At 64.2% G+C, this 23,457-nt stretch carries 17 protein-coding genes; 15 read left to right on the top strand and 2 right to left on the bottom strand.

Annotated features, from left to right (window positions below; genetic code table 11):
- Window positions 1-61: 61 nt before the first annotated feature.
- The 4 genes from PWM43_RS04565 (at window position 62) to PWM43_RS04550 (ending at window position 3,545) form a co-directional block, all read left to right on the top strand.
- On the top strand, window positions 62-652 hold the full coding sequence (locus PWM43_RS04565) for a CarD family transcriptional regulator (RefSeq protein ID WP_289841384.1): 591 nt from the start codon (window positions 62-64) through the stop codon (window positions 650-652).
- Between the two features lie 134 nt (window positions 653-786).
- Window positions 787-1,587: a glucose 1-dehydrogenase gene (locus PWM43_RS04560; RefSeq protein WP_289841383.1), complete on the top strand. Its 801-nt coding sequence runs from the start codon at window positions 787-789 to the stop codon at window positions 1,585-1,587.
- Between the two features lie 46 nt (window positions 1,588-1,633).
- Window positions 1,634-2,020 carry a response regulator gene (locus PWM43_RS04555; protein WP_289841382.1) on the top strand — a complete coding sequence of 129 codons (387 nt, stop codon included), beginning with the start codon at window positions 1,634-1,636 and terminating at the stop codon, window positions 2,018-2,020.
- 25 nt (window positions 2,021-2,045) lie between these two features.
- On the top strand, window positions 2,046-3,545 hold the full coding sequence (locus PWM43_RS04550; protein ID WP_289841381.1) for a tetratricopeptide repeat-containing glycosyltransferase family protein: 1,500 nt from the start codon (window positions 2,046-2,048) through the stop codon (window positions 3,543-3,545).
- Here the strand turns inward: PWM43_RS04550 and PWM43_RS04545 are convergent.
- A complete protein-coding gene (locus PWM43_RS04545) occupies window positions 3,539-7,738 on the bottom strand; it encodes a translocation/assembly module TamB domain-containing protein (protein WP_289841380.1) in 4,200 nt (1,399 codons plus the stop codon). The two genes, PWM43_RS04550 and PWM43_RS04545, sit on opposite strands and share 7 nt — an antisense overlap.
- The gene (locus tag PWM43_RS04540; RefSeq protein ID WP_289841379.1) at window positions 7,738-9,912 is read right to left on the bottom strand and encodes an autotransporter assembly complex protein TamA; all 2,175 of its coding nucleotides are present in this window, start codon (window positions 9,910-9,912) and stop codon (window positions 7,738-7,740) included. Before PWM43_RS04540 ends, PWM43_RS04545 begins: the two co-directional genes overlap by 1 nt.
- A 248-nt stretch (window positions 9,913-10,160) precedes the next feature.
- On the opposite strand from PWM43_RS04540, the gene PWM43_RS04535 reads away from it, so the two are divergent.
- The 11 genes from PWM43_RS04535 (at window position 10,161) to PWM43_RS04485 (ending at window position 23,430) form a co-directional block, all read left to right on the top strand.
- Window positions 10,161-11,093 carry a lysophospholipid acyltransferase family protein gene (locus PWM43_RS04535; protein ID WP_289841378.1) on the top strand — a complete coding sequence of 311 codons (933 nt, stop codon included), beginning with the start codon at window positions 10,161-10,163 and terminating at the stop codon, window positions 11,091-11,093.
- A gap of 266 nt (window positions 11,094-11,359) precedes the next feature.
- Window positions 11,360-12,751: a tRNA (N6-isopentenyl adenosine(37)-C2)-methylthiotransferase MiaB gene (gene miaB, locus PWM43_RS04530; RefSeq protein ID WP_289841732.1), complete on the top strand. Its 1,392-nt coding sequence runs from the start codon at window positions 11,360-11,362 to the stop codon at window positions 12,749-12,751.
- Complete coding sequence (locus PWM43_RS04525; protein WP_394356028.1) at window positions 12,748-13,923, top strand: PhoH family protein; 1,176 nt, start codon at window positions 12,748-12,750, stop codon at window positions 13,921-13,923. Before miaB ends, PWM43_RS04525 begins: the two co-directional genes overlap by 4 nt.
- Window positions 13,889-14,416, top strand: a complete 528-nt coding sequence (ybeY, locus tag PWM43_RS04520; RefSeq protein WP_289841377.1) for an rRNA maturation RNase YbeY — start codon at window positions 13,889-13,891, stop codon at window positions 14,414-14,416. The genes PWM43_RS04525 and ybeY overlap by 35 nt, the downstream gene beginning before the upstream one ends.
- Window positions 14,413-15,336 carry a hemolysin family protein gene (locus PWM43_RS04515; protein ID WP_289841376.1) on the top strand — a complete coding sequence of 308 codons (924 nt, stop codon included), beginning with the start codon at window positions 14,413-14,415 and terminating at the stop codon, window positions 15,334-15,336. The genes ybeY and PWM43_RS04515 overlap by 4 nt, the downstream gene beginning before the upstream one ends.
- Window positions 15,337-15,422: 86 nt before the next feature.
- The gene (locus PWM43_RS04510) at window positions 15,423-16,049 is read left to right on the top strand and encodes a thioredoxin domain-containing protein (protein ID WP_289841375.1); all 627 of its coding nucleotides are present in this window, start codon (window positions 15,423-15,425) and stop codon (window positions 16,047-16,049) included.
- An 80-nt stretch (window positions 16,050-16,129) separates the two neighbouring features.
- Window positions 16,130-16,756 (top strand): thioredoxin domain-containing protein, encoded by a 627-nt coding sequence (locus PWM43_RS04505; protein ID WP_289841374.1) that lies wholly within the window; start codon window positions 16,130-16,132, stop codon window positions 16,754-16,756.
- Between the two features lie 506 nt (window positions 16,757-17,262).
- A complete protein-coding gene (locus tag PWM43_RS04500) occupies window positions 17,263-21,786 on the top strand; it encodes an AAA family ATPase (protein WP_289841373.1) in 4,524 nt (1,507 codons plus the stop codon).
- 105 nt (window positions 21,787-21,891) lie between these two features.
- Window positions 21,892-22,617 (top strand): metallophosphoesterase, encoded by a 726-nt coding sequence (locus PWM43_RS04495; protein WP_289841730.1) that lies wholly within the window; start codon window positions 21,892-21,894, stop codon window positions 22,615-22,617.
- The gene (locus PWM43_RS04490) at window positions 22,607-22,918 is read left to right on the top strand and encodes a chorismate mutase (protein WP_289841729.1); all 312 of its coding nucleotides are present in this window, start codon (window positions 22,607-22,609) and stop codon (window positions 22,916-22,918) included. The genes PWM43_RS04495 and PWM43_RS04490 overlap by 11 nt, the downstream gene beginning before the upstream one ends.
- On the top strand, window positions 22,915-23,430 hold the full coding sequence (locus PWM43_RS04485) for a SixA phosphatase family protein (protein ID WP_289841372.1): 516 nt from the start codon (window positions 22,915-22,917) through the stop codon (window positions 23,428-23,430). The genes PWM43_RS04490 and PWM43_RS04485 overlap by 4 nt, the downstream gene beginning before the upstream one ends.
- Window positions 23,431-23,457: the final 27 nt, after the last annotated feature.

Below are 23,457 nucleotides of genomic sequence, written 5' to 3'. Positions count from 1 at the left end.
GCCTGGAACAGCGCGTGGCCGACCACGAGACAACAATCCAGATTTGTGATAATATAGCGGCATGAATACATTCAAGACGCCTCCCAAGGGGGGAATGACGGATGCGATGGCGCGGAGCGCCGCCGCGCTGACCGCAAGCCAGGCCGACGACTACGAAGACGACAAAGACCCGTTCAAGGTCGGTGATTCCATCGTCTACGCGGCCCATGGCGTGGGCCGTGTCGATCGTATCGGAATGGAGGAAATCGTCGGCACGACGCTGGAGATGATCCAGATTTCCTTCCCCGGCAACCAGATGACGCTGCGCATTCCGCTGACGAAGGCGCGCAAGGCTGGCCTTCGCAAGATCGTCACGCGTGACATCGTCGAGAAGGCCATGGCGATCATCAAGGGCAAGCCTCATGTCAGCAAAGGCATGTGGGCCCGTCGTGCGGTCGCCTACCAGGAAAAGATCAACTCGGGCGACCTGATCCAGATCGCGGAAGTCCTGCGTGACCTCCGTCGCAACGTCGACAGTCTCGACGGCAGCTTCAGTGAACGCAAACTCTTCGAAGCCGCTCAGGAACGCTTCGTCTCGGAAGTGGCGGTTCTGGAAAACAAGGACCCCACCACAGTCCTTCAGGAACTCACAGCCACGATGAAAGCTGCCTGAATTCCTTCAAGCCGCATTTTCCATCTGCATCTTTCGGCGATCCTTCGCGTTTATTCCGCACGATACTGCGATTGATCGACAGGGATACCGGGCGCCTCGAACGGTTTCCCGGCAACCCGAAGGACAGGAACCTGATGAACACGTCATCTCCTCACCGTTTCATGGGAAAGTCCGTCCTTATTACGGGCGCTTCCCAGGGAATCGGAGCCGCGACCGCCCAGGCTTTCGCGGCGGAAGGCGCGCGCGTCGCCATCAACGCGCGGCGTGAGGATTCTCTTCATGATCTTCGCAAGACCATGAAGAGGGTTGACGCCGGAGAGCATGTGATCGCGCCGGGCGACATGGCGCTCGCCGCGGATGTGGACCGTGTGATGCATGACAGTCTCGCAGCCCTTGGCGGGCTGGATGTCCTGATCTGCAACGCCGGCATCCAGAAGGAGGTCCCCTCCGAAGACGTCGTGCTCGAAGACTTCAATCATGTCATGGCGGTCAACGTGACGAGCGTCGTCCTTTGTGCCCGCGCCGCGCTCAAATACTGGCGCCAGCATGATCTCAGAGGCACGATTCTCGTGACCAGTTCAGTGCATCAGAAGATTCCCAAACCTCAATATCTCGCGTATTCCGCCAGCAAAGGCGCGGTCGGCAATATCGTACAGACCCTGGCGCTAGAATATGCGCGTCATGGAATCCGCGTGAATGGAGTGGCACCAGGAGCCATCGTCACGCCGATGAATGACGCCTGGATCCATGACCCCAAGGCATATAAGGCGGTGTCCGATCACATTCCGATGGGCCGCCCCGGAGAAGCACGCGAAATTGCGGAGCCGCTGCTTTTTCTGGCGTCGGAAAGCGCGTCCTATATCACCGGCCAGATGCTTTACGTCGATGGCGGATTGACGCTTTATGCCGACTTCGAAAAGAACTGGTCGTCATGACAGACATCAGCATTGCGGCCCCGTGCTTTCTGACAAGGTTTTGCCCATGATGAGCAGACAAATATCAGTGCTGCTGGTCGAGGACGACTTCCTGATCCGCGCCTGCCTCGCGGAATATCTGGAAGAGTGCAACGTCACGGTCCTCGAAGCCGAGAGCTGCGCCGAAGCCATGCGATATCTCACATCCACGCGCGGGCTGGATGCCATGATCACCGACATCTCCCTGCCTGACGGGAACGGCAAGGCGCTCAGCCACGAAGCGCGCACACTCTGGCCGGACCTGCCCGTCATTTTCACGAGCGGGCATGGCGCTTCCCTGACCTGCCTGGGTGACGCTCTCAGGCCGAAGGACCGTGTCATCAGCAAGCCCTATCCGATGGCGCATGTCTTCGACGCGCTCAAGGCCGTGGCCGCCGACCGCAGTTCACACTGATCTTCCCGGCATGCATGACGAGACGTTGACGGGATCACCTCGCCCTCCGACGGAGACGGAAGCACCGTCGGCGAGGCTGCGTGCGCTCTTTCGTAATGGTCAGGCCGACGAACTGGCCATAGCGGCTTTCGATGCCGGACGGGATCATCAGATCGGGGTCCATCCTCTGGTCGAGATCCTTCCCGACGCCGTGGCGACAAATCGCCGCGAGGATCTGCTCCACACCGTCAACCGTTTGCTGGAAGACGTTCCCGAGGAACTGCGGCTCATCGAACTGCGCGCAACGCTTCTCGAGCAGATGGGGCGTCTGGAAGAGGCCGAAATCGCCGTTCGCCGCTGTCTTGTCGGACGTCCAAAGCATCGTCCGGCCCTGACATTGCTGGTCTCCATCCTGACGCAGGCCGGACGGTTCGACGAGGCCATCGCCATTCTCGAACGCGAACACGCCGAACGTCCCGACGATCCTACAGTCTGCGCCAATCTCGCGGTGCTGTTCACGACGCAGGACCGTTTCGAAGAGGCCCTGACACTCTATCGCCATGCGATCATGAAAGCGCCCGCGCATGCGCAGATCCGCCTGAATTATTCGATCACGCTTCTCAAGGCCGGGCATTTCGCCCAGGGCTGGACGGAACATGAGTGGCGCCTGAAGCTGCCGGGCCATTCACAGCTTCCCCACGAGACCCTCCTGCCCAATATCACGCCGTCACTGGATCTGAAGGACAAGCGCGTGCTGGTGACACAGGAAGAAGGCCTGGGGGATACGCTCATGTATCTTCGCTTTCTTCCGCCACTGGCGGAACGCGGAGCACGCATCACGGTCTGGGGCTCGGAGAGCCTCGCACGACTGACGCAGCGTGTAGAAGGCGTGGAGATCGTCCAGGTCGGCGGAGAACGTCCCGAATTCGACTATCATTGCCCGTTCATCAGTCTGCCGCGCGCGTTCATGGCGACGCGGACGCCTTTCGGGGCGGCCGTTCCCTATCTGAGCGCCGATCCGGAAAAAAGCGCCCGCTGGCGGGATCGCCTGAAGGATGACCGCAAGCTGCGCGTCGGTCTGGTCTGGGGCGGCGCGCCGCGACCGGACAATCCCGAGGCCCATATGCTCGATCAGCGCCGTTCAGTGCCGCTATCCCGGCTTGCGATGCTGCGCGCACTGGACGATGTGACGCTCTACAGTCTCCAGAAAGGCCCGGCCAGCGAACAACTGGCTGACGATCCCCAACATATCGTCGACTTCACGTCCGATCTCCATGACATGGACGACACCGCCGCGTTGATCGACAATCTCGACATCGTCGTCTCCGTCGATACCTCCGTCGTCCATCTCGCGGGTGGTATGGGCAAGCGCGTGCTCATGATGGACCGTGTCAATGCCTGCTGGCGCTGGCTGCACGACCGGACCGACAGCCCCTGGTATCCGAACCTGACGATCGTCCGGCAGTCCCGCCCCTGGGACTGGCCCGGCGTAGTCGAACGCGTCGCCCGAATGCTGGAAGAGGCCGCGCGAAGCCGCGTTCAGTAGTCGATTTTCCAGCTCAGTCCCACACTGGAGCCCGGATCGTTTTCAGGCGTGGTGAAGCCGGTGACCTGCCCTCCCGTCCCCACCGTCGTATTGAGCTTGAGATGACGTGTGAGATCGACCTGCACCTGAGCTTGCGTGCCCGATCCGGAGGTGGCCTGCTTGGCGCCGACATACACGCCCTTCATGACGTATTTACCGGCTTCCACGCTCGCGCCGCCATTGTTGACGCCACTGCCGCCGCCAAGCGCCAGGCGATCCAGCCCCAGCGCGTTGCGCACTTTTGAAAGCGGATCGAACGAGGAGCCACCGGCGATCTGCGCCACGGCGGCGGCTAATTCGGCAAGCTGCGTGGTCGACAGCTTTGCCGTGGTCGTGCCGAACAGGAGCATCGCGAGCACCTGATCGCGGGGTTCCTCGGGCACGGACGTAAAATCGATCTTGGGCGCGCTGGCATAGCCGGTGACGTTGAGGCTCGCGAGCGTGCCCTCGACATTGCGGTCCGCGCGGAAATCCAGTGTCGGATCGAGCTTGTGCGTGACGCCGCTCCCGTCGAAACTCACGCGACCCTGCGTGAAGTTGAGATTGACGCCCGCGAGGTTGAAATTGCCGCGTCTCAGCGTGAAACCGCCGCTGATGGCCGGTGCGGACGTCAGGCCGCCCAGATGCAGCTTGCCCAGCATCTCGGCATCCAGACCATGACCGCGCACGAACAGTTCGCCCGGCGAGATCACGTCGATATTCAGTCCGATCACCCGTGAAGACGCGGCCTCCACGTCCCGCTTCTCCCCCGGACGCACGACATCGAGTTGCGGCACCGAGGCGGGCATCGAGTTCGGAATATTGATCGTGGCCGTCGGAATGATCACGCGGCCATCGACATCGAGACGCGAGGCGGCCTGACCGTTGATTTTCAGATCGGCTTTGATCGTGGCCGACAGCAGATCGCTCGAAATCGGCTGTGCCTTGTCGGCTACGATATGCAGATCGACGGGAAGACCGGGACGAAAAACGCCGATCATCCCGCTCACGCCGATGGTTCCGGCTCCCGCATGGGCGACAAGGTTCTCGATCGTGACGTTCTCGCCGTTCGAGACCAATGCGCCGTTGATGTCATGCAGTCGCGCGCCCTGGGCATAGTCGTCGACACTCGCATGCCTCAGCTCGACACGGCCTGTCGCCCTGGGGGCGGCCAGAGTCCCCTGCGCGCCGACATCGATCGCGACGATACCAGCGGTCGAAACCCCCTGAGCGCCGAGAATCGAATCCGCGACGGAAAGATCGATCTGGCCATTGGCCCTAACGTTCATGCGGCCCGCGCTGTTGGTCGGCACGGCGCCACGCACGGCGAGTGTCACCTGCGTTCCGGCTTTCATGTCCGCATCGAGCTGGGCCGTATCGCCCTGAAGACGGGCCGAGACATCGATGGAGGCGGCCGGGAACGCGGCCGCATTGCCCTCGCTCATACGCAGATCACGACCGCGCACCGTGATCTGTCCCTGGGGCTTGGCCAGCGTACCTGTCACGCGGGCCTGCCCGTCGAGCGTTCCGGAGGCGGAAAGCCCCGCGACGAACGGCGTCGCAAGCGCGGGGGTCAGGCTGTCGAACCGCGCCGTCACATTGAGGGCGGGTTTGAACGTACCGGCAAGGTCAAGGGTCGCGGGTCGGCCATGCGGCGGTGTCAGTGTCGCGCGCAGGTGATCGACACCCATGATCGTGCCGAAATCGACCGCCGCCGGTGAAAGCAGATGCACCGCGTCGCCCTTCACGCTGGCGTTCAGACGATCGATGCGAACGTTCTTTTTCGGCAGGTCGAGCCGCAGCGCCGTGTCGAGCACAGCGGGGCCACCGGCGACATTTTGCAACGCGCCCCGGGTGGTCAGGGCCAGGTCCGACATCGGCCCCTTCGCCGTCGCCTGGAGCGTCCCCGTCACGCCCCGCGCCGCAAGTCCCGCGAGATCGAGCTTCAAATCGAGATCCGGCCTGTCGACGGGGTTCGCTACCGTTCCGCCCAGTTGAAGATGCGAGACGCTCGCCATCGCGGACTGAAGCGCGCCATCCAGCGCCACCCGCACCAGCGGCGCGTCCTGCCCGCCGGGCTGCGTCGTACGCATCGCAAGCGTCAGATGCCCTCCGAGCTTCTGGCCGGTCAGGGCGCTGAAATCGGCCAGCCGCTTCACGCCGAGGTCCAGATTGCCGAGCGGCACCTTGCCGTTCTTCGGGAAGGTCAGATCGCCTTTTCCCTGCACGCTGTTCCAGTCGAAGGCGTTGAGTGCGACATGCGTCGCGCCCGCCGCATTGCGGTCGAGCGCCGCATCGATCGCCAGCTTCGCGCGATCCAGCGTGCCCGAAGCCTTGATCGTGCCCGTGGCCAGACCCGGCAGATGCGAGAACACGGCATCGAGCACGATCGGTCCCGCGGGCACGTCATAGGCACCGAAAACACTGTCCAGATGCAGTGAAGCCGCCAGATCGTCGAGGGGCCCCTCAGCATGCAGCGTCAGATCCGAATGACCTTTGATGGAAGGCGATATTCTGGAAAAATCGGTGAGGCCCAGCGTCGCATCCGTCCTGACCGAATTCCGCTCGCCGAGCGTCACACTTCCACTGTCCTGAAAATGCAGCGTCGCCCCGTCGAGCGCGACCTGTTTCAGGGTGACAATGCGATCTTTCGGACCGTGCGGGATCATGGACGCATCGACCGCAAGATGCCCGTCGGAACCGATCAACCCGACGGCGGCCTTCACGCCACCCGTGATGCCGAGATCGCCGGTGAGTTTGAGGCTGCTCGCGTCCTGCGCCTTTTCGGGAAGCGAGAACACAGTGTGCAGCACGGCATGACCACGGACGTCCGCGCCACCGATCCGGGCCAACGGGGCAAGATCGGGCAATATGACGTCCAGCGCGCCCCGAGGCGCGGGCTGGAGACGCACCTGCCCCGTCACCTGCGCCAGCGCGTGATTGAGGGCGAGTTGAAGCGGTCTTCCGTCAGCGTCGGGCTTGAAGAACACGTCGAGGGTCAGGGGGGCTCCGGCCAGAAGCGTCGGCTGCGCTCCGGGAAGGCTGACGCCATCGGCGGCGAGATGGAGACTGAGCGTTGAATCGCCGGGCCGGGCTGCCTCCTGGCCCTCGAAACTCGCCCGCAGCCTGCCCACCCCCGCACCGGCCGCCGCCAGCGCGTCCACCAGAAGATGCCCCTGCCCCATCGGCGCGCTCAGGGGGCCATGCAGTTTCGCATCCAGGCTGATGTCGTTCCAGCCCACGCCCGGCCTGAGGGTCATTGCCGGGGCGTGGGCCCGGATCGTGAGATCGGTGCTTTTATCCAGCAGGTTCAGCCGCCCGGTGACAGACGCGTTCGCGGGCCCGGCCGTCGCGCCGAAATCCAGAACCTCATCATGGAGCGGGCCGTGCAGATCCACGCGCAGTACCGCCGGATCGAGCGTCTCGAGCCCGGCGAGCGCTGTAATGAAACCGCCCGCGCCGTCGCGCGCGTCGAGATGAAGATTGATGGCCCGGCGCGGTGTCACCGCCGTCAGCCGGATCTGCCCGTCGGCATCCAGCCGCCTGAGCTGCACGGCGACGGCGGCGTCGGGAAGCCTGTCTACCGCCAGGCCATCGAGAACGGGCGCCAGATCCGCGAGGTGAACGTTCCCGTCCAAGGCGAAAACGGCCGCGACGCCCGCGACGGGCGCGCCCACCTCCAGTCGACCGATATGGATTTTCGCGACATCGATTCCGAATTTCAGGCTGGACGGAGCGGTACTTTTGGTCGTGGTCGTCGGGGAAGACGACGGTGCGGGCAGACGCGGGATCGCCAGACGATCGGCGGAAAGCAGCGAGGCGCTGACGTCAAGCCTCACAAGCGAAAGCGGCGACCAGGCCAGATGCAGCGCATCGAGTTCCAGCCATAGGCCCTTGTCATCGCGCAACGTCAGACGCCGCAGATGCAGGTCATCGGGGAATCGTCCGCCAAGCCCCTCGATCTTGACCATGCCCCCGGTCAGGGCGGTGGTCTGCCGCTCGATCAGGTGGCGGCCGCCGGAGGTGTTGGCGCCGATCAGAAGGACGCCGACCGCGACACCGATCAGACCGGCAGGGACACCAAGCCCGAGAAGAACGCTCCATCTGAGGACACGGCGAAGCGTGGATCGCGGCCGGTTTTTCTCAGCCGGAGGTGAAACAAGGGGATCAACCATCAGAATGTCTCCCCAAGGCCGATATAAAGCTCGAACCGATCGCCCCTTGGCGGGCGCTTGCTCGGCAGCGCGATATCGACACGGACCGGGCCGATGGGCGTGTAATAGCGGACGCCCGCGCCATAGCCGACGCGCAGTTTGCCCCTGAACGGGATACTCCCCGTATCGACCTGTCCCGCATCCGCGAAAACAGCCGCGCCGAAGCTTTTGAGAATGCGCTGGCGATACTCCACGGAACCCGCGTCCATGGCCGTCCCGCCCACGGCATATTTGCCGATCTGCGGGCCGACGCCCTGATAGCGGAAACCGCGCACCGTCGCCGGACCGCCCGCATATAGCCGCTGATCGGGGGGGATCTGGTAGGTCGAAGCGCCCTGGACTGAACCGACGATCCCGCGCACGGCCAGGACGCTGCGCCCCGCCCGCGTCCAGCCGAGCCGGTGGAAATCAAAATAGGTGGAGGCCGCCGCCGTCAGGATGGCGAAAAAAGACGTGCGTGTTTCGAGCGACACGGAGGGCGCCGCCGTCAGACTGACCCGCGCGCCATGCGTGGCCGGATCGATGGGATTGGACAGGCTGGTGCTGTCGAACGTCGCACCCATAGGAATGGCTGCGATGAAGTAGCTGCGCGTATCCCCGAACTGCCGGATGGATTCCTGCTCCGCCATGAGCGAACCGTTGACGTTCCAGAACCGGTTGAGCCGCCGGGTGATGCCACCGCGCGCGATGAGCGCCGTCTGGTGATAGGAATAGAGCAACTGCCGGACACCTTCGAGACGCAGGCTCAGATTCTGGTCGCGTCGGAGGAAATCCGGTTTGAGAAAATCCGCGTAAACGTCATAGCCGAGCCCCTGCTGGGCGGAACCGCCCAGGCCGGTCACCAGCGCGGTGAGTTTCAGGCGCTCTGCATTCCCAAGCAGATTGTGATGCGTCCAGCTCGCACCCAGACGTCCGCCAAGATCGGTCGAATACCCGATATCCGCCGAAACCGTGTGCCGCTTGCCTTCCTGGAAGGTGAAATCCAGCGGCATCGCCTGGGTCAGTCCATTACGCCCCTGCCCTGCCGCGAGCGCCACGAGCGGAGGAACGTCCTTGACACTGACGGACGCAAAAACTCCGGTCGAAGCGAGATCCTGCCGGGCGGCCTCGATTTCGGAGGGGCGGTATAGCTGCCCCTCATGCAGTTGCAGCCTGCGCCGGATATACGTTTCCCTGACATGGGTCAGGCCGTCGAAATGAATGGGGCCAACAGCCACGACCGGCCCCAGCCCGATACGGAATTCCAGATCGAGGGTTCTGGTCGCCGGACGAAGATACGCCACCGGAGTCTGGACCGCGCCGAGCGCATGGCCTTCTTCGAGAAGCAGATTTTGCAACCTGTCCTGCGCCGCGAGAATATCGCCCGCAATGGCCGGCTGACCCGAGCGGAGGCCGAAACTCCTGGTTTCGTCGTGGGAAAGCATGACGTTTCTGGGAGGCGCAGTCGGAGCGCCGTCCTTCGCGTCCGTCTGCGTCGCCGATGTCCGCCCGTTTTTTTCTACGTTCGGGCGGCGCGCGGCCTCGGTGCTCCCCTTTCGGAGACTATCTTTCGGCGTGGATGCGGTGACGGGCTTGGCGCCGCCATCATCGCGCAGCGGTCCCTGCAGCAGAGAAATATGCCCGATGGAAAAACGAGGGCCCGTCGTGGGCGTCACGGCGATCGCCACTTTTGTCCCCGCGGGCAGATGCTGGAACCATTGCGGAAGCGACGGATCGCGCCCGTCGATTTTGGACTGGCCTTTGGCGGTCACCGTTATGGCGACGCTACCGTCATAATACCCCCGGCTTTCGAGCGCGGCGGTCAGACGGTCATACTCGCCGCGAATGCGGCCAGAAAGCGGAAACGGGCCGACCGGCGTTGCATTCTGTAGGGCCAGCAATGTGGAAGAAGCATTGACCATGGTGTCAAGCTCGCCTTCGCCGGTCGGCTTGATAGTCACCGTGTAAGGATGCGCGTCCGCCGGTATTTTTTCGGCGGATGCGACTTTCGCCGCCTTTTTATGAGCGGCGTATGCATCTCCGTTCGTGTCGGGAACCCAGATCGCGCAGAACAGGGCGGCGGAGCCGATCCATAACGAAAATGTCGCGGATCTTCGGCCGCGGCCAAGCTTGGACAGACGGCCGATCAGACGCATCGTATATCCGCAAGACCAGAAATCTCTGCGCCACCTGGAAAAACGGCAAACTTCCGAAACCGGCTGATCGTTCCTCTCCATCCGCAGTCCCGCACGCCGCCCGCCCATCTCCGTATTCGCTTCCGCTTTCACCATAGACGGAAGTTTCACCGTCCTTCATGGCGTCCCACAAAGTATTCGTAAATGGGACATGAACATGGCGCGCAAAAAGATTGTCGGACCATACATGTGTGCGTTATGAAAATGTAATGCACCACGCGTCTACCCTCGGGACCCAATGGCTTGACGGGGATCTCGTACATGCCGCGTCTCGCCCCGAAGCCCCGGCGGCCTCCTCCCATCTGGGACGACAGCTGCGCGCCGCGGCCCGTCTTGCGGCCATATCGTTGTGGACGATCGTCGCCGCCGTCATCCAGCTGATCCTGATCCAGTTTCCCGGTAAGGCGCGCATCCGCTTCGCGCGCCTCTTCTGGGCTGGCGTCTGTCGGCTCCTGGGCCTGAAAATCGTGGTCCTGGGCACGTCAGCCGGAATTTGCCGCGATCGCGGCGCTGTGGCGCGCGGCGTTCGTCCTGTCGTCTATGTCTCGAACCACACCTCATGGCTCGACATTCCAGCGCTTGGCGCCGTCCTGCCCGCCGTCTTCGTATCCAAGAGCGAAGTCAGCCGATGGCCGTTCATCAAGACCGTCGCTCAACTCGGCCGTACGATCTTCGTCAGTCGTCAAAAATCCGGAACGGCGCGGGAGATTTACGGAATTCTTGAGAGGCTGCGCGTCGGCGACAATGCCCTTCTCTTCCCCGAAGGCACATCGTCGAGCGGATCGCACGTGCTGCCATTTTTCTCGTCATTCTTCGCCGTAGCTCTCGCCGGACGCCATGCGACGCCGGAAGAGGGACGGAACAACGTCCTGATCCAGCCCATCTCCGTCGTCTACGACGAACTCGAAGGACTTCCGGTTCATCGCGGACGGCGCTCGGTCTTCTCATGGCACGGATCGATGGCGCTCGCTCCGCATATCTGGCGCCTGGCCCAGTGGGGTTCTCACAGGGCGACGGTGCTGGTGCATCCACCGGTCGAACCCGGCGCGCATCTGACCCGCAAGGATCTGGCATCCCATGTTCACCAGCTTGTCAGCGAAGGAGCGGCCCGGCTGCGCCAGAACCGCCAGAATGAGGCTTGACGTCCCCTTGTCCGCAGGGTCAGGCTCAGTCAGGCCCTTTCGGTTCAGGGAAACGGGAGAATCCGACATCGGAACCTGCTCTGCCTTGATGCTTTTCCTCAGTCCCGCGCCTTTTCGGCTTTTTCGGGCTTGATTGAGTCCGCGATCCGCCTGATGTGTGCCCCACGCAGGTTGGGGCGGGCCGCCTCCAGACGGTCTCTCCTCCGCGCCATTCCTATGCAGGGTGAGGACCGCCAAGCGTGACAGACGCGACATCACATCATCAGATCCACGAAGCAACGCTGGAGAGCGGCACGGAGACGCGCAAGCTCCATGTGATCACGTGGGGATGTCAGATGAACGTGTATGACAGCGCGCGCATGACCGATGTTCTGCGCCCGCTGGGCTACAGCCCCGTGGATGAGGTCGAGGACGCCGACATGGTCATCCTCAACACCTGCCACATCCGCGAGCGCGCGGCGGAAAAAGTCTTTTCCGAACTTGGACGCCTTCGCAAGATCAGCGATGCGCGCACCGCTCTGGGTCACGACAGGACGGTCATCGCCGTCGCCGGTTGCGTCGCGCAGGCGGAGGGCGAGGAAATCCTCGCCCGTGCACCCTACGTCGATATCGTCCTGGGTCCGCAGACCTACCACCGCCTGCCCGAGATGGTGGCGCGTGCGGCCAGGGCGGGCGGCTCGGTCATCGACACCGATTTTCCGGCCGAGACGAAATTCGACTTCCTGCCCGACGCCGCGGCCCCCCAGACGGACGGGAACCTCACGGCCTTCCTGACCATTCAGGAAGGTTGCGACAAGTTCTGTTCGTTCTGCGTCGTTCCCTACACCCGCGGCGCGGAAACGAGTCGTCCGGTGGTGTCCGTTCTCGCGGAAGCACGGCGCATGGTCGAAAGCGGCGTGCGCGAAATCACGCTGCTGGGCCAGAACGTCAACGCCTACCATGGGGACGACGGCGACGGCGGCAGCGAAACGCTTGCCGGACTTGCCGCGAAACTCGCGGCGATCCCCGGGCTGATCCGCATCCGCTACATGACATCCCATCCGCGTGACGTGGATCAGAGCCTGATCGACGCGCACCGGGACAATGCGGCCATGATGCCCTTCCTGCACCTGCCCGTGCAGTCAGGTTCCGACCGCATCCTCAAGGCCATGAACCGGGGGCACACGGCGGACGAGTATCGCGACGTCGTCCGCCGCCTGCGTGAAGCCCGTCCGGATCTCGCGCTCTCGTCGGATTTCATCGTCGGCCATCCGGGTGAAACCGAGCAGGATTTCGAGGCCACGATGCAGTTGATCCGCGATGTCGGGTTCGCGCAGGCATTCTCTTTCAAATATTCGCCCCGTCCCGGAACGCCCGCCGCCGGTCAGCCGTTTCAGGTGGATGAAACCGTCAAGGATGCGCGGCTCCACAGGCTTCAGGCGCTTCTGCGTGAACAGCAGGACGCTTTCAACGCGGACATGGTCGGGCGTGTGATGCCCGTGCTGTTCACGGGGAGAGGGCGCAAGCCGGGCCAGATGACCGGGCGGTCGCCTTATCTTCAACCGGTGCATGTCGACGGATCAGATGACCTGATCGGACAGACGGTGCCGGTTCTGATCACCCAGCGCCTCACCAATTCGCTGGGCGGAACACTCCAACGGGAGAGAGCCTGCGCTTGAGCCAAACCTCGGCATTCCCTTCGCACCCCGCTCGCGGGGTATCTTCCAACGGTGGACGTGCCCCGATTCCGCCTGAGACACCGCCGGAACTGACCGGCCAGCGCACAACGGCCTTGCGTTTCAGTGACAACATCCTGCTCCAGCAGCTTCTCGGCGACCATGACCGGCATCTGGTGCGCCTTGAGGAAGGTCTGAACGTCCGGCTCTCCTGCCGGGGCAACAAAATCGCAATTTCAGGGGAAGCGCCGGAAGTCGCGCGTGCCCAGGCCGCGATTGTCGCTCTCTATAACCAGATCGAACATGGCGCGAAAATCGGAAGCGCCGAGGTCGACAGCGTCATCCGCCTGACCACGCTGCCGACGGGCCGGCGCAACGCGCCCCGTCACGACGAGGCGCGCCCTGACTCCGCCGCGGACTCCCCGCGCCTGCCCCTGATGGATCTGCCCGCCATCCGCACCCGTCGTGGCGCGATCGCACCGCGTTCGCGTGGACAGGCGGAATATATGGAAATGCTTGCGGCGACCGAGCTTGTCTTCGGTATCGGCCCGGCGGGCACGGGGAAAACCTATCTCGCGGTCGCCCAGGCCGTGGCCATGCTCCAGGCCGGACAGGTGGATCGCATCATCCTCTCGCGCCCGGCTGTCGAAGCGGGCGAGAAACTGGGCTTCCTTCCCGGAGACATGCGCGAGAAAATCGATCCCTATCTGCGCCCTCTGTATGACGCGCTCAACGACATGATGCCGGGCGACCAGCTCACCCGGCGCATGACGAGCGGGGAAATCGAGGTCGCCCCCCTGGCTTTCATGCGCGGACGCACGCTGGCCCATGCCTATGTGATCCTGGACGAGGCCCAGAACACGACATCGACCCAGATGAAAATGTTTCTTACCCGTCTGGGTGAAGGCGCGCGCATGGCGGTGACGGGCGATATGAGCCAGATCGACCTTCCGAACGGCGTATCGTCCGGATTGCGGGAAGCCGTGGAAACCCTTGAGGGCGTCAAGGGCGTCGCGATCAAGCGCTTCGATTCTCAGGACGTCGTGCGTCATCCTCTGGTCGCGCGCATCGTAGATGCGTATGATCAGCGCGCGGCAGCGTCACGGGACTTCTCCCGAGGACGGACGCGCCGGGAACACAATGGAACCTCGAAGTCGTCATACCCATCCGATTGATCTCGCGCCGGAGCCTTCCTGGCACGAGATTTTCCTTCCGGCCCAGCCGGAAATCCTGATCGCCGATCGTCGCTGGCGTCGTTCGGTGCCCGACGTCGAGCGGCGCGTCCTGCGCGCCCTCCAGGCCGCGAATGACTGGCTCGGCGTCGAACGGGCGCCGACCGTTCTTCTTGAGACGGATCGGGCCGTAAAGCGCCTCAATCACGTCTTCCGGGGCAAGAACAAGCCCACGAACGTTCTGACATTCGAGGCCACGACCGGCAGCGGCGGCGATATCGCGCTCGGTTTCGACACCGTCAGACGCGAGGCGCGGGCCGCCCGGCGCACGATCGGGCACCACCTCGCCCATCTGGTCGTGCATGGTTCGCTTCATCTCGGCGGCTACGATCATCATCATCCCGGAGAGGCACGCGAGATGGAGAGCGCCGAGGCACGCATCCTGCATCGTATCGGCGTACCCAATCCCTGGCGTCCGGGGAGAAGCCTGCCATGAGCGAAACCGACGACAATGGCCGCAACCGCCACAATCGCGGGCTTTTCCGCTTCCTGAACCGCAAGGGCAAGGAACAGGGACTGCGTCATTCCATCGCCGCTCTCGTCGAGGAAGCCGCCGCGCCGGACCCGGAAAACGGCGACCGCCCGGCGCTGGACCGCCAGGAACGTGCTCTGATCACCAACGTGCTGCATCTGCGCGAGATCACGGCCGACGATGTCATGATTCCGCGCGCGGATATCGTGGCGATGCCTCTGAGCATCACGCTCGACGAAGCGCTGGATTTCATGCGTCGGGAAAACCATTCGCGCGTTCCGGTCTATCGCGAGCAGCTCGACGATATCGCGGGCATGATCCATGTGAAGGATCTGATTGCGTATGTCGGTACTTCCGAGGCGTTCGATCTCGAAACGCTTCTGCGCCAGCCGCTCATGATCGCGCCGCAGATCCCGGTGCTCGACCTGCTGCTCCAGATGCGTCAGCGCCGGATGCACATGGCGCTCGTAATCGACGAGTATGGCGGCATCGACGGTCTCGTGACGATCGAGGATCTCGTCGAGACGATCGTGGGTGACATTTCGGACGAGCATGACGAGCCGGTCACGGCCATGATGGTCGAGCGCCCCGACGGCTCCTGCGATATCGATGCGCGCATGCCCGTCGAGCAGCTCGAGGACCGGATGGGCGCCGTCCTGACCGATGAGGAACTCGAAGCCGAGATCGAAACGGTTGGTGGTCTCGTCTTCCGTCTTGCGGGTCACGTCCCCATCCGGGGCGAGGTTTTCACCCATGCCAGCGGGCTCGTCTTCCGCGTCATGGATGCGGATGCGCGACACATCCGCGCGCTGCGCATGCGGGTGCCCGAAGGTTGGGAGAAGCGTGAACGCGCGTCATCTTCCGTCACGGATGAGAATGACTGATCGTTGCGGGGATGAAACTTGACCGGAGAGTGACGCAGGAGGGACGTTAAGTCCCTGTTCGCAAACCATTTCGGAAGCTTCCCCACATGCTCATCCGTCGTCGCGCCCTTTTCGCCGCTCTCCCGGCCGTCACCCTTCCGCTCGTCCTGCCGGGACGCCGGGCGATGGCGGCTGACGAACGCCTCGCCGATCGTTCGCTCGGCGATCCGAAAGCGCCCGTGCATGTTCAGGAATGGTTTTCCCTGACCTGCACGCATTGCGCGCAGTTCCAGACGGCCGTCTTTCCTGAAGTCAGGACGAAGCTGATCGATACGGGAAAGATCTTCTACACCTATCGTGACCAGCCGATCGACCCGACGGCTCTTCTCGCGGCCATGGTCGCGCGGTCGCTACCCGTCGATCGCTATGAGCCCTTCGTCAGCACCGTGCTCGGCAGCCTCTACCGATGGGCTTTCAGCACAGATGGCCAGCCCAAAGATGCAATCGCGGGCCTGAAACAGATCGCGGCACTCGCGGGCCTCTCGAGCAACCGCTTCGACGCGATCCGTCAGGACGACGGGCTGCGGGACGCCATTATCGCCCGGGCGGGCGAAGATGCAACCAGATACAACATCGGCGGCACACCCTACTTCCGCTTCAACGACACGCCCCACGACCGAGGCCCGGAAACCTTCGACGAATTCGCCGATCTGGTACACCGGGCGTCCCCCTGACGCTCCCCCACCTTGACGCGAGGCGGCGAGGCGCTGATTTTGCATTCTGTGTTCTTTTCCGCCTCGTGGAGTTCGTTTTTATGCCCATCAGCCGCCGCATGCTACTCGCAGCCATCCCTGCCATCGCGCTGCCTGTTTCTGTTTCGATGCGCCCGGCCCGCGCCGAAGACCTCCGCCTGACGGAACGCGCCATCGGCAATCCCAAGGCGCCCGTCCATGTTCATGAATGGTTCTCTCTGACCTGCACGCATTGCGCGCATTATCAGATGACGGTTTTCCCCGAGGTGAAAACCAAGCTGATCGACACCGGCAAGATCCTTTACGTCTATCACGACTTCCCTCTCGATCAGACGGCCCTGCTCGCCTCGATGGTGGCGCGCTCCCTGCCGGTCGACCGTTACGAGCCGTTCATCAACACGGTGCTGAGCAGCCTGGACCGGTGGGCCTTCAGCCCCGATGGTCAGCCCAAGGATCCGAAGGTCGGCCTGAAGCAGATTGCGGCCCTTGCCGGCATTTCAAGTGCCCAGTTCGACAAGATCGACCAGGACGAGACGCTGCGTCAGGCGATCGTCACTCAGGCGGGCGACGACGGCACGAAATACAACATCCAGGGGACGCCCTTCTTCCGCTTCAATAACATCCCGTTCACCGAAGAGCTTTCGTCCTATGCGGCGTTCGAGGAGCAGGTGAAGAAAGCTGCGGGCTGAGCGAAAACCACGACACGTCAGAAAACGCGAACCAACTGGTAAGCGTCTGTAAACGCCGCGTTCTTCAGGGACGAAGACTCCCTGAAGAACTGACGTCACTCAAAAGCGACGTCGAGCGTGTTGCCTGTTCCAGGACCTGCTACGGTCTGAAGCCATAGATACGGCACGTTCTGGCGGGCGGTGCCGCGACTTCGGACGGCATATGCGTGAGGATGGCTGCCATTTCGGCGCATTCCGGAATTTCAGGCCCATCCACAGGACGCTTCGCAAACAGAAAACCGCGTCGATCCGTCCTCGAAATACAGATTGGGCTGAAGGCTCGGACCGATATGGGCCGCGCGGATAAGATCCGGCGTTTACGCGTCATATTCGATGTTTCCGATACGACTTTGTCTGCCCATTTCGGTCCCGTCCCGACATTTCAATCGGAGTCCAAGCCCGTCGCGAAGATATGTCATGCATAAACCGACTGGCTCTCCCGACCCGAAAAACGCTATGCCCCGCCCATGACGGCCAAGATCACCCGCCTCCGCATCGCGGGCTTCAAGAGCTTCGCGGACGCCGCCACAGTCGAGATCCTCCCGGGCCTGACCGGGGTGGTCGGCCCGAATGGCTGCGGCAAATCCAACGTGGTCGAGGCGATGCGCTGGGCCATGGGCGAAAGCTCGGCCCGCGCGCTGCGGGGCGGCGAACTCGACGACCTGATTTTCGCGGGCACCAGCGCGCGCCCGGCCCGCAACCAGGCGGAAGTCACGCTCTGGCTGGAAGACGCCAGGGGACTTGCGCCGGGACCGTTCACGGACGCCGAAGAGCTTGAGATCACCCGCAAGGCGGAGCGCGGTGCTGGCAGCGATTTCCGCCTCAATGGCAGGAGCGTGCGGGCCCGCGACGTCACCACCATGTTCGCCGATCTTTCTTCCGGCGCGCGCAGCTCCTCGATCATCAGCCAGAATCGCGTCGGCACGTTGATCAACGCGAAACCTGACGAGCGACGCGCCCTGCTGGAAGAAGCCGCCGGGATCAGCGGGCTCCACGCCCGCCGCCATGACGCGGAACTCAAATTACGGCAGACCGAAGCCAATCTCGCGCGCTCGGAAGATCTGCGTCTCCAGATCGAACAGCGTCTCGAGACGCTCGGCGAGCAGACGCTGCAAGCCAGGCGCTATCGCGCCATCGCGGAAAACCTGCGCGATGACGAAGCCACCCTGCAGGCCCTTCTGCATGCCCGCGCCCATCACGTCATCACACAGACCGAGGAAGCCCTCGCGACGGCGCGATCGATTCTCGCGGAGGCCCAGGAACGCGCCGCCGCGGAAGAAACGCAGGAACAGCAGTTTCAGGCCCGCCTCCCCGCGGCGCAGGCCACAAGTGACGCCGCCCGCGCCAGGCTCGAGCGTCTTCGGGTGCTGGTCGAGACGGCGACCCTGGCTGAAGCCGAGGCCGCGCGAACTCTGGAGGCCGCGCTCACGCGCTCGGGCGAAGGCGAGGCGGATGCCCGCGCGGCGGAAGCGCGACTGGCGGAAACAGAGGCCGCATTGCGCGCGGACATCGCCGAAGGCGATCGCCTCGAGCACGCGGCGGCAGCTCTCCCGCAGCGTCTCGCATCCGCGCAGCATGAACGCGAAACGGCGGAGCAAACCCTTCAGGAGAGGCAGGCTCGACTCCAGAACGCCAATGAGGCGCTGGTGGAAGCGCGTATCGAAGCCGACTCGCGACGTCAGGCCTTGCAGGCCGCACAGATCCAGCATGACAGTCTCCTGGCGGAAGTCGGCGCCCTGGAGGCCGAACTCGACGGGTTGCGGGCCGAACTGCCCGCGGAAGACGCGCTGCGTGAACTGACGCGGGAAGAGACGACCCTTACGGCCTCCCGCGCGGCCACGGCGGCGGCGCTGGAACGCGCCATTCAGGCGCGTCAGGACGCGGAACTCCATGCCGAACGCGCCGATCACACCCGCGCGGAGGTCGAAAAACAGGGTGCGGATCACGCCGCCGAACAGGCGCGGCTCAAGACCCAACTGGACGATCTCAAAACGCAGATCGCGGAATTCGAGCGGCAGCATGCAGCCGCGGCCGCCTCGCTCGAGTCCGAGGACGCCCGCGCGGCTTTCGCGACCGGCGAGCAGGATGCCTTCGAGGCCGCGAAGCGGGCGGAAGCCGCCGAAGAGGCGGCGCGGACGGATTCGGGCAAGGCCGATGCGGAAAAACTGGCCTCCGCCGCCGCCCGACAGGAACTGGCCCAACGCTCGGTGATTGCCAGACGCGAGCATGAAACCGCCCTGACCGCGTTCAAGCGGCTGGAAGCCCATGCTTCCCAGGCGACGCGCGACTGTGACGCGGCCGGGAACGGTCTTGTCACGGAAGCGCGGCTTATCGAGGCACGCGAGGGCGCCCGGCTCGCCGAAGACGCCCTGCGTATCCTCGATCAGAAGATCGGCGAGCATGAATCCCGGCTCGCGGGGAGCCGCCAGTCACGCGACGCGGCGGCAGCCGCCGTTCAGGAGGCTGAAGCCGAACTGCTGCGTCTGCGCGCCCGGCGGGACGGTCTGGCGCCCAATGCCGACGCGGAGGCCGATCCCCTACACCCGTCCGTGATCGATCTCCTCGATATTCCCGAGACCTGGAGCCGCGCGGTCGCGGCAGCCCTCGCGGATGGCCTCGATGCGAGCCTTGGAGAAGATCCTTCGCTCTCCCATAGCTGGCGCGCGCTTCCCCCCTCGCCTTCCACGGACCTGCCGCCTTCGGCCATACCCCTGTCCAGTCTGGTGACGGCACCGCCTGCGCTTTCGCGCGCTCTGGAGGCGGTCGGGGTGATCGACGATCCGCAGGCCGGACCAGCGCTTCAGACGCGACTGGCACGCGGACTTGCACTCGTCACGCGCGACGGCGCCCTGTGGCGCTGGGACGGCTATCGGGTCTCGGGTGGACGTCCGAGCCACGCCGCGCAGAAGCTCGAACGCCGCCACGCCCTCATTCGGCTCGACCGCTTGCTGGCTGAGACCGAGGCGGCGCTGACGCCCTTGCAAGCCACGGCGGGGCAAGCGGCAGAGGCGTTGACGCGGATCGAAGACGCGCTGGCCGCACTCCGCAGGGACCGCCATCCGACGGAGCAGAAAGCGACGCAAGCGCGGCGTCACGAAGCTACGCTCGACGCTCAGGCCACGGCCGCGAACGCGGCCATGCAGATCGCTCTCCGGGAGCGTGACGCGACACAGGCCGCGCTGGCGGAAGCCCGCCAGAGACTGGACGACGCGTCCAGCGCCCTGAGGGCGTTGCCGGATAGCGAAACCGCCGAGCGCGAAGAGCGCGTCACGCGTGACCGGGCGCAGGAGGCTCATCTCGCGCTGACCGTCGCCACTCAGGCCCGCATTCAGGCGACGCGTGTTCTGGAAACGGTCCGCGAGACCCGTCGGCAGTCGAGCCTCCGTCACGAAGCCGCCACCAACCGGATCGAAACGCTGGTCCCCGCTCTCGCACACACCCGCAGGGAGTTCGAGCAGGCAGAACAGCGTCAACAGGACAGGAACCGCCTCGCCGCCGCGCTTGATCCCCTCAAGGCGCGACAGGCGCAGGAGGAGGCGCATGCGGCGCGCGAGCGCGCACGACAACAGGTCGAAACGCTGCGGCTCGCATTGCAGGCGGACGAAAGCCGCCTGGGCGATCTTGTTGTCCGCCATCGACAGCTCTCCGAGCGGCGCGTCTCCCTGCTGGGCCGCGAAGCCGTGCTTCTGCCCCGGCTGGAAGCCCAGATCCGGGCACGGGACGCCGCGCGTGAAAAGCGCGATCGCCTGCCGGAAGTCACGAACGTCGATGATCTCGAAATGGTCGCCCTGGCCGCTCAGGGCGCGACGGACAGCGCACGCGGCGCGCTGGATGAGGCGAGAACCTCCCAGATGCTTCTGGAGGCCGAGAATACACGCGTCGTCGAAGCTATCGCCCGGATAAAGCCGCGCATCGAAGCCGGTGCGGCGCGTGGCGAAAGCCTGCGTCGTGAACGTGACGAAGCCCTGCGCCGCCTGGGCCTGTTTCAGGCCGCATTGCGGGAAGCCGAAAGCGAACCGGAACGACTGCGTATCGCGATGGAAAAGCAGCAGGAGGCTCTGGCGGACGCGGAAACCGCAGTCACGGAGGCTGAAGCCGCGTTCATGACGCTTGAGAACAGCACTCGTGAGGCCGCGTCCCGCAAGACGGCGGAGCACAAGCGCGCCGTCGCCGCGCGCGAGGATGAAATCCGGCTCGCTGAACGCCTGGAGCAGGGCCGCGCGGCGCGCGATGCGCTTCTGGCCGCTGGTCCGGCGCCGGATATCGCCCCCCCTGAGGATGTGTCCGAACAGGCTGAAAGCGGCCTGCGTCGTCGGCTCTCCCGTCTCGCACGCGAACGGGACGCGCTTGGTCCCGTCAATCTGCGCGCCGAGCAGGAGCATGATGAGGCCCGCGCCCAGTCCGATCTTCTCGCCCGCGAGCATGAGGATCTTCAGGAAGCCATCAACCGTCTGCGCGGCTCCATCGGTCATCTGAACCGTGAGGGACGCGAGAAGCTTCAGGCCGTTTTCGCGGAAGTCGATCGCAATTTCCAGACCCTGTTCGGACGCATGTTCAGTGGCGGCCGCGCTCATCTGGCGCTGGTCGGGAGCGATGACCCTCTGGAAGCGGGGCTTGAAATCTATGCCCAGCCGCCGGGCAAGAAACTCTCCACGCTCTCGCTGCTATCCGGCGGCGAGCAGGCTCTGACGGCACTGTCTCTCGTATTCGCGACATTTCGCTGCCAGCCCGCCCCGATCTGCGTGCTCGATGAAGTGGACGCACCGCTGGATGATGCGAATGTGGAGCGACTCTGTGGTCTGGTGCGTGACATGGCGAGTGAAGCCGGCACCCGTTTTCTGGTGGTGACGCATCATCAATTGACCATGGCGCACATGGACAGGCTGTTTGGCGTGACGATGCAGGAACGCGGCGTGAGCCGCGTGCTCTCCGTCGATCTTTCGAGCGCGACCGCCTTTGCCGACAAAATGCCCGAGGATTCAGTCTCGTAATCGGGAGCGCGCTCTCCCATATTGAAACGGACCCGTTGCGTCCTTGCGGAAAGCGTCGCTTGTCGGTTCTTTGAAGAACACACCGCAGCCACAGGGAGCGGAGCCATTTTCAGCACGTCGCCCACCTCGGACCACCCTGATCTTGCGACCCTGATCGCGGGACGCGGACTGCGTGTCGTGGGCGACGTGCATGGCGATCTTGCGGCGTTCGAGCATGCGGCCGCGACAGACAGGTTCATCATCCAGCTCGGCGATCTCGTCGACCACGGCCCCGACAGCGCCGGAACGTTACGACTCATGCTGGATCTGCAGGAGGACGATCGCGGCCTGTTCATTCTTGGCAATCACGACCGCAAGCTCGGTCGTGCGCTCCAGGGACGGCGGCTGCGTCGCGATGCGCCCCTCGAAGAAACCCTGCGCCAGCTCTCCGACCCCCTCGAGGCCGGGCTGCGCGAGCGGGCTCTGGACGCGATCGAGCATGCCCCTGCTTGGCTGACCCTGGGCAACATGACCTTCGTGCATGGTGGTTTTCACACCGGGATGCTCTTCGAACCCCCGCCCCCGGCCCTGGGCGAGATGAGCCATCTGCTTTCCCGCGCGCTTTTCGGGGAGACGACCGGGCGCATGCAGCATGACGGATATCCGGAGCGGCGTTTGCGCTGGGTTGATCATATTCCGTCAGGCCATGTAGTTTACTGTGGACATGACAGACGATCGACAGACGGACGCCCCTGGATTCGCGACGGGCGCAGCGGCGGCCGCGCCATCTTCACCGACCTCGGCGCGGGGAAAGGCGGCCACCTCGCCTGGATCGACCTCGATCCCGGTTGACCGCGCGCGTGTCGAGCTGGAACTGCACCGCCAGAGCATCGACAACATCGATGCCGCGCTGATCCACATGCTCGCCGAGCGCTTTCGTCAGACGCAGGCCGTGGGCGAACTCAAGGCTTCCGCCGGTCTTCCCGCAGCGGACCCGAACCGTGAAGCCGCGCAGATCGCGCGTCTGCGCGAACTCGCACAGGCTGCCCGGCTCGATCCCGATTTCGCGGAAAAATTCCTCGCCTTCATCATTCGCGAGGTCATTCGTCACCACAACACCATCGCCGGTCGTGCGCCGGGACACGGCGCTTGACGGCTCGCCTCCTCCTGCTTGTGCGACATGCGCAGGCGGTACCGGCCTTCGACGATAACGATCGCGGACGCGTTCTTACAGCGCATGGACGCGATCAGGCCCGGGCGGCGGGCATCGCCATCGCGGCAAGCGGCCTCGTCCCGGCCACGCTGGCAATCTGGTGCAGCCCGGCTGCGCGAACCGTCGAGACGGCCGATCTCATAGCCCAAGAACTCGGAGAAGCGACGCCGGTACGCCCCGTCGAACGTCTCTATGACGCCGCTCCCGAGGGCATCGTGGAACTGCTGAAAAACGAGGGCGGACACACAGAGGCGATCATGATCGTCGGTCATAATCCGACCATGGCGGAATTCTGCCATCTCATGTCCGGTAACAGCGCTTACGACAGCGCTCATGACGCCATCCTCTTGCGCGGCTACCCGCCCGCGACGGTGACCGCGTTTCGCACGAACACGACCTGGGCGGATTTTACGCCCGAGCAGGTCGAAACCGTTTTTCTGAAAGTTTCCTGACGAAGGCTCCCTCCCGCCCCGGGGCGA

Source organism: Brytella acorum (assembly GCF_029309905.1).
Taxonomy (GTDB): domain Bacteria; phylum Pseudomonadota; class Alphaproteobacteria; order Acetobacterales; family Acetobacteraceae; genus Brytella; species Brytella acorum.
This window is presented reverse-complemented; position numbering and strand designations above follow the sequence as displayed.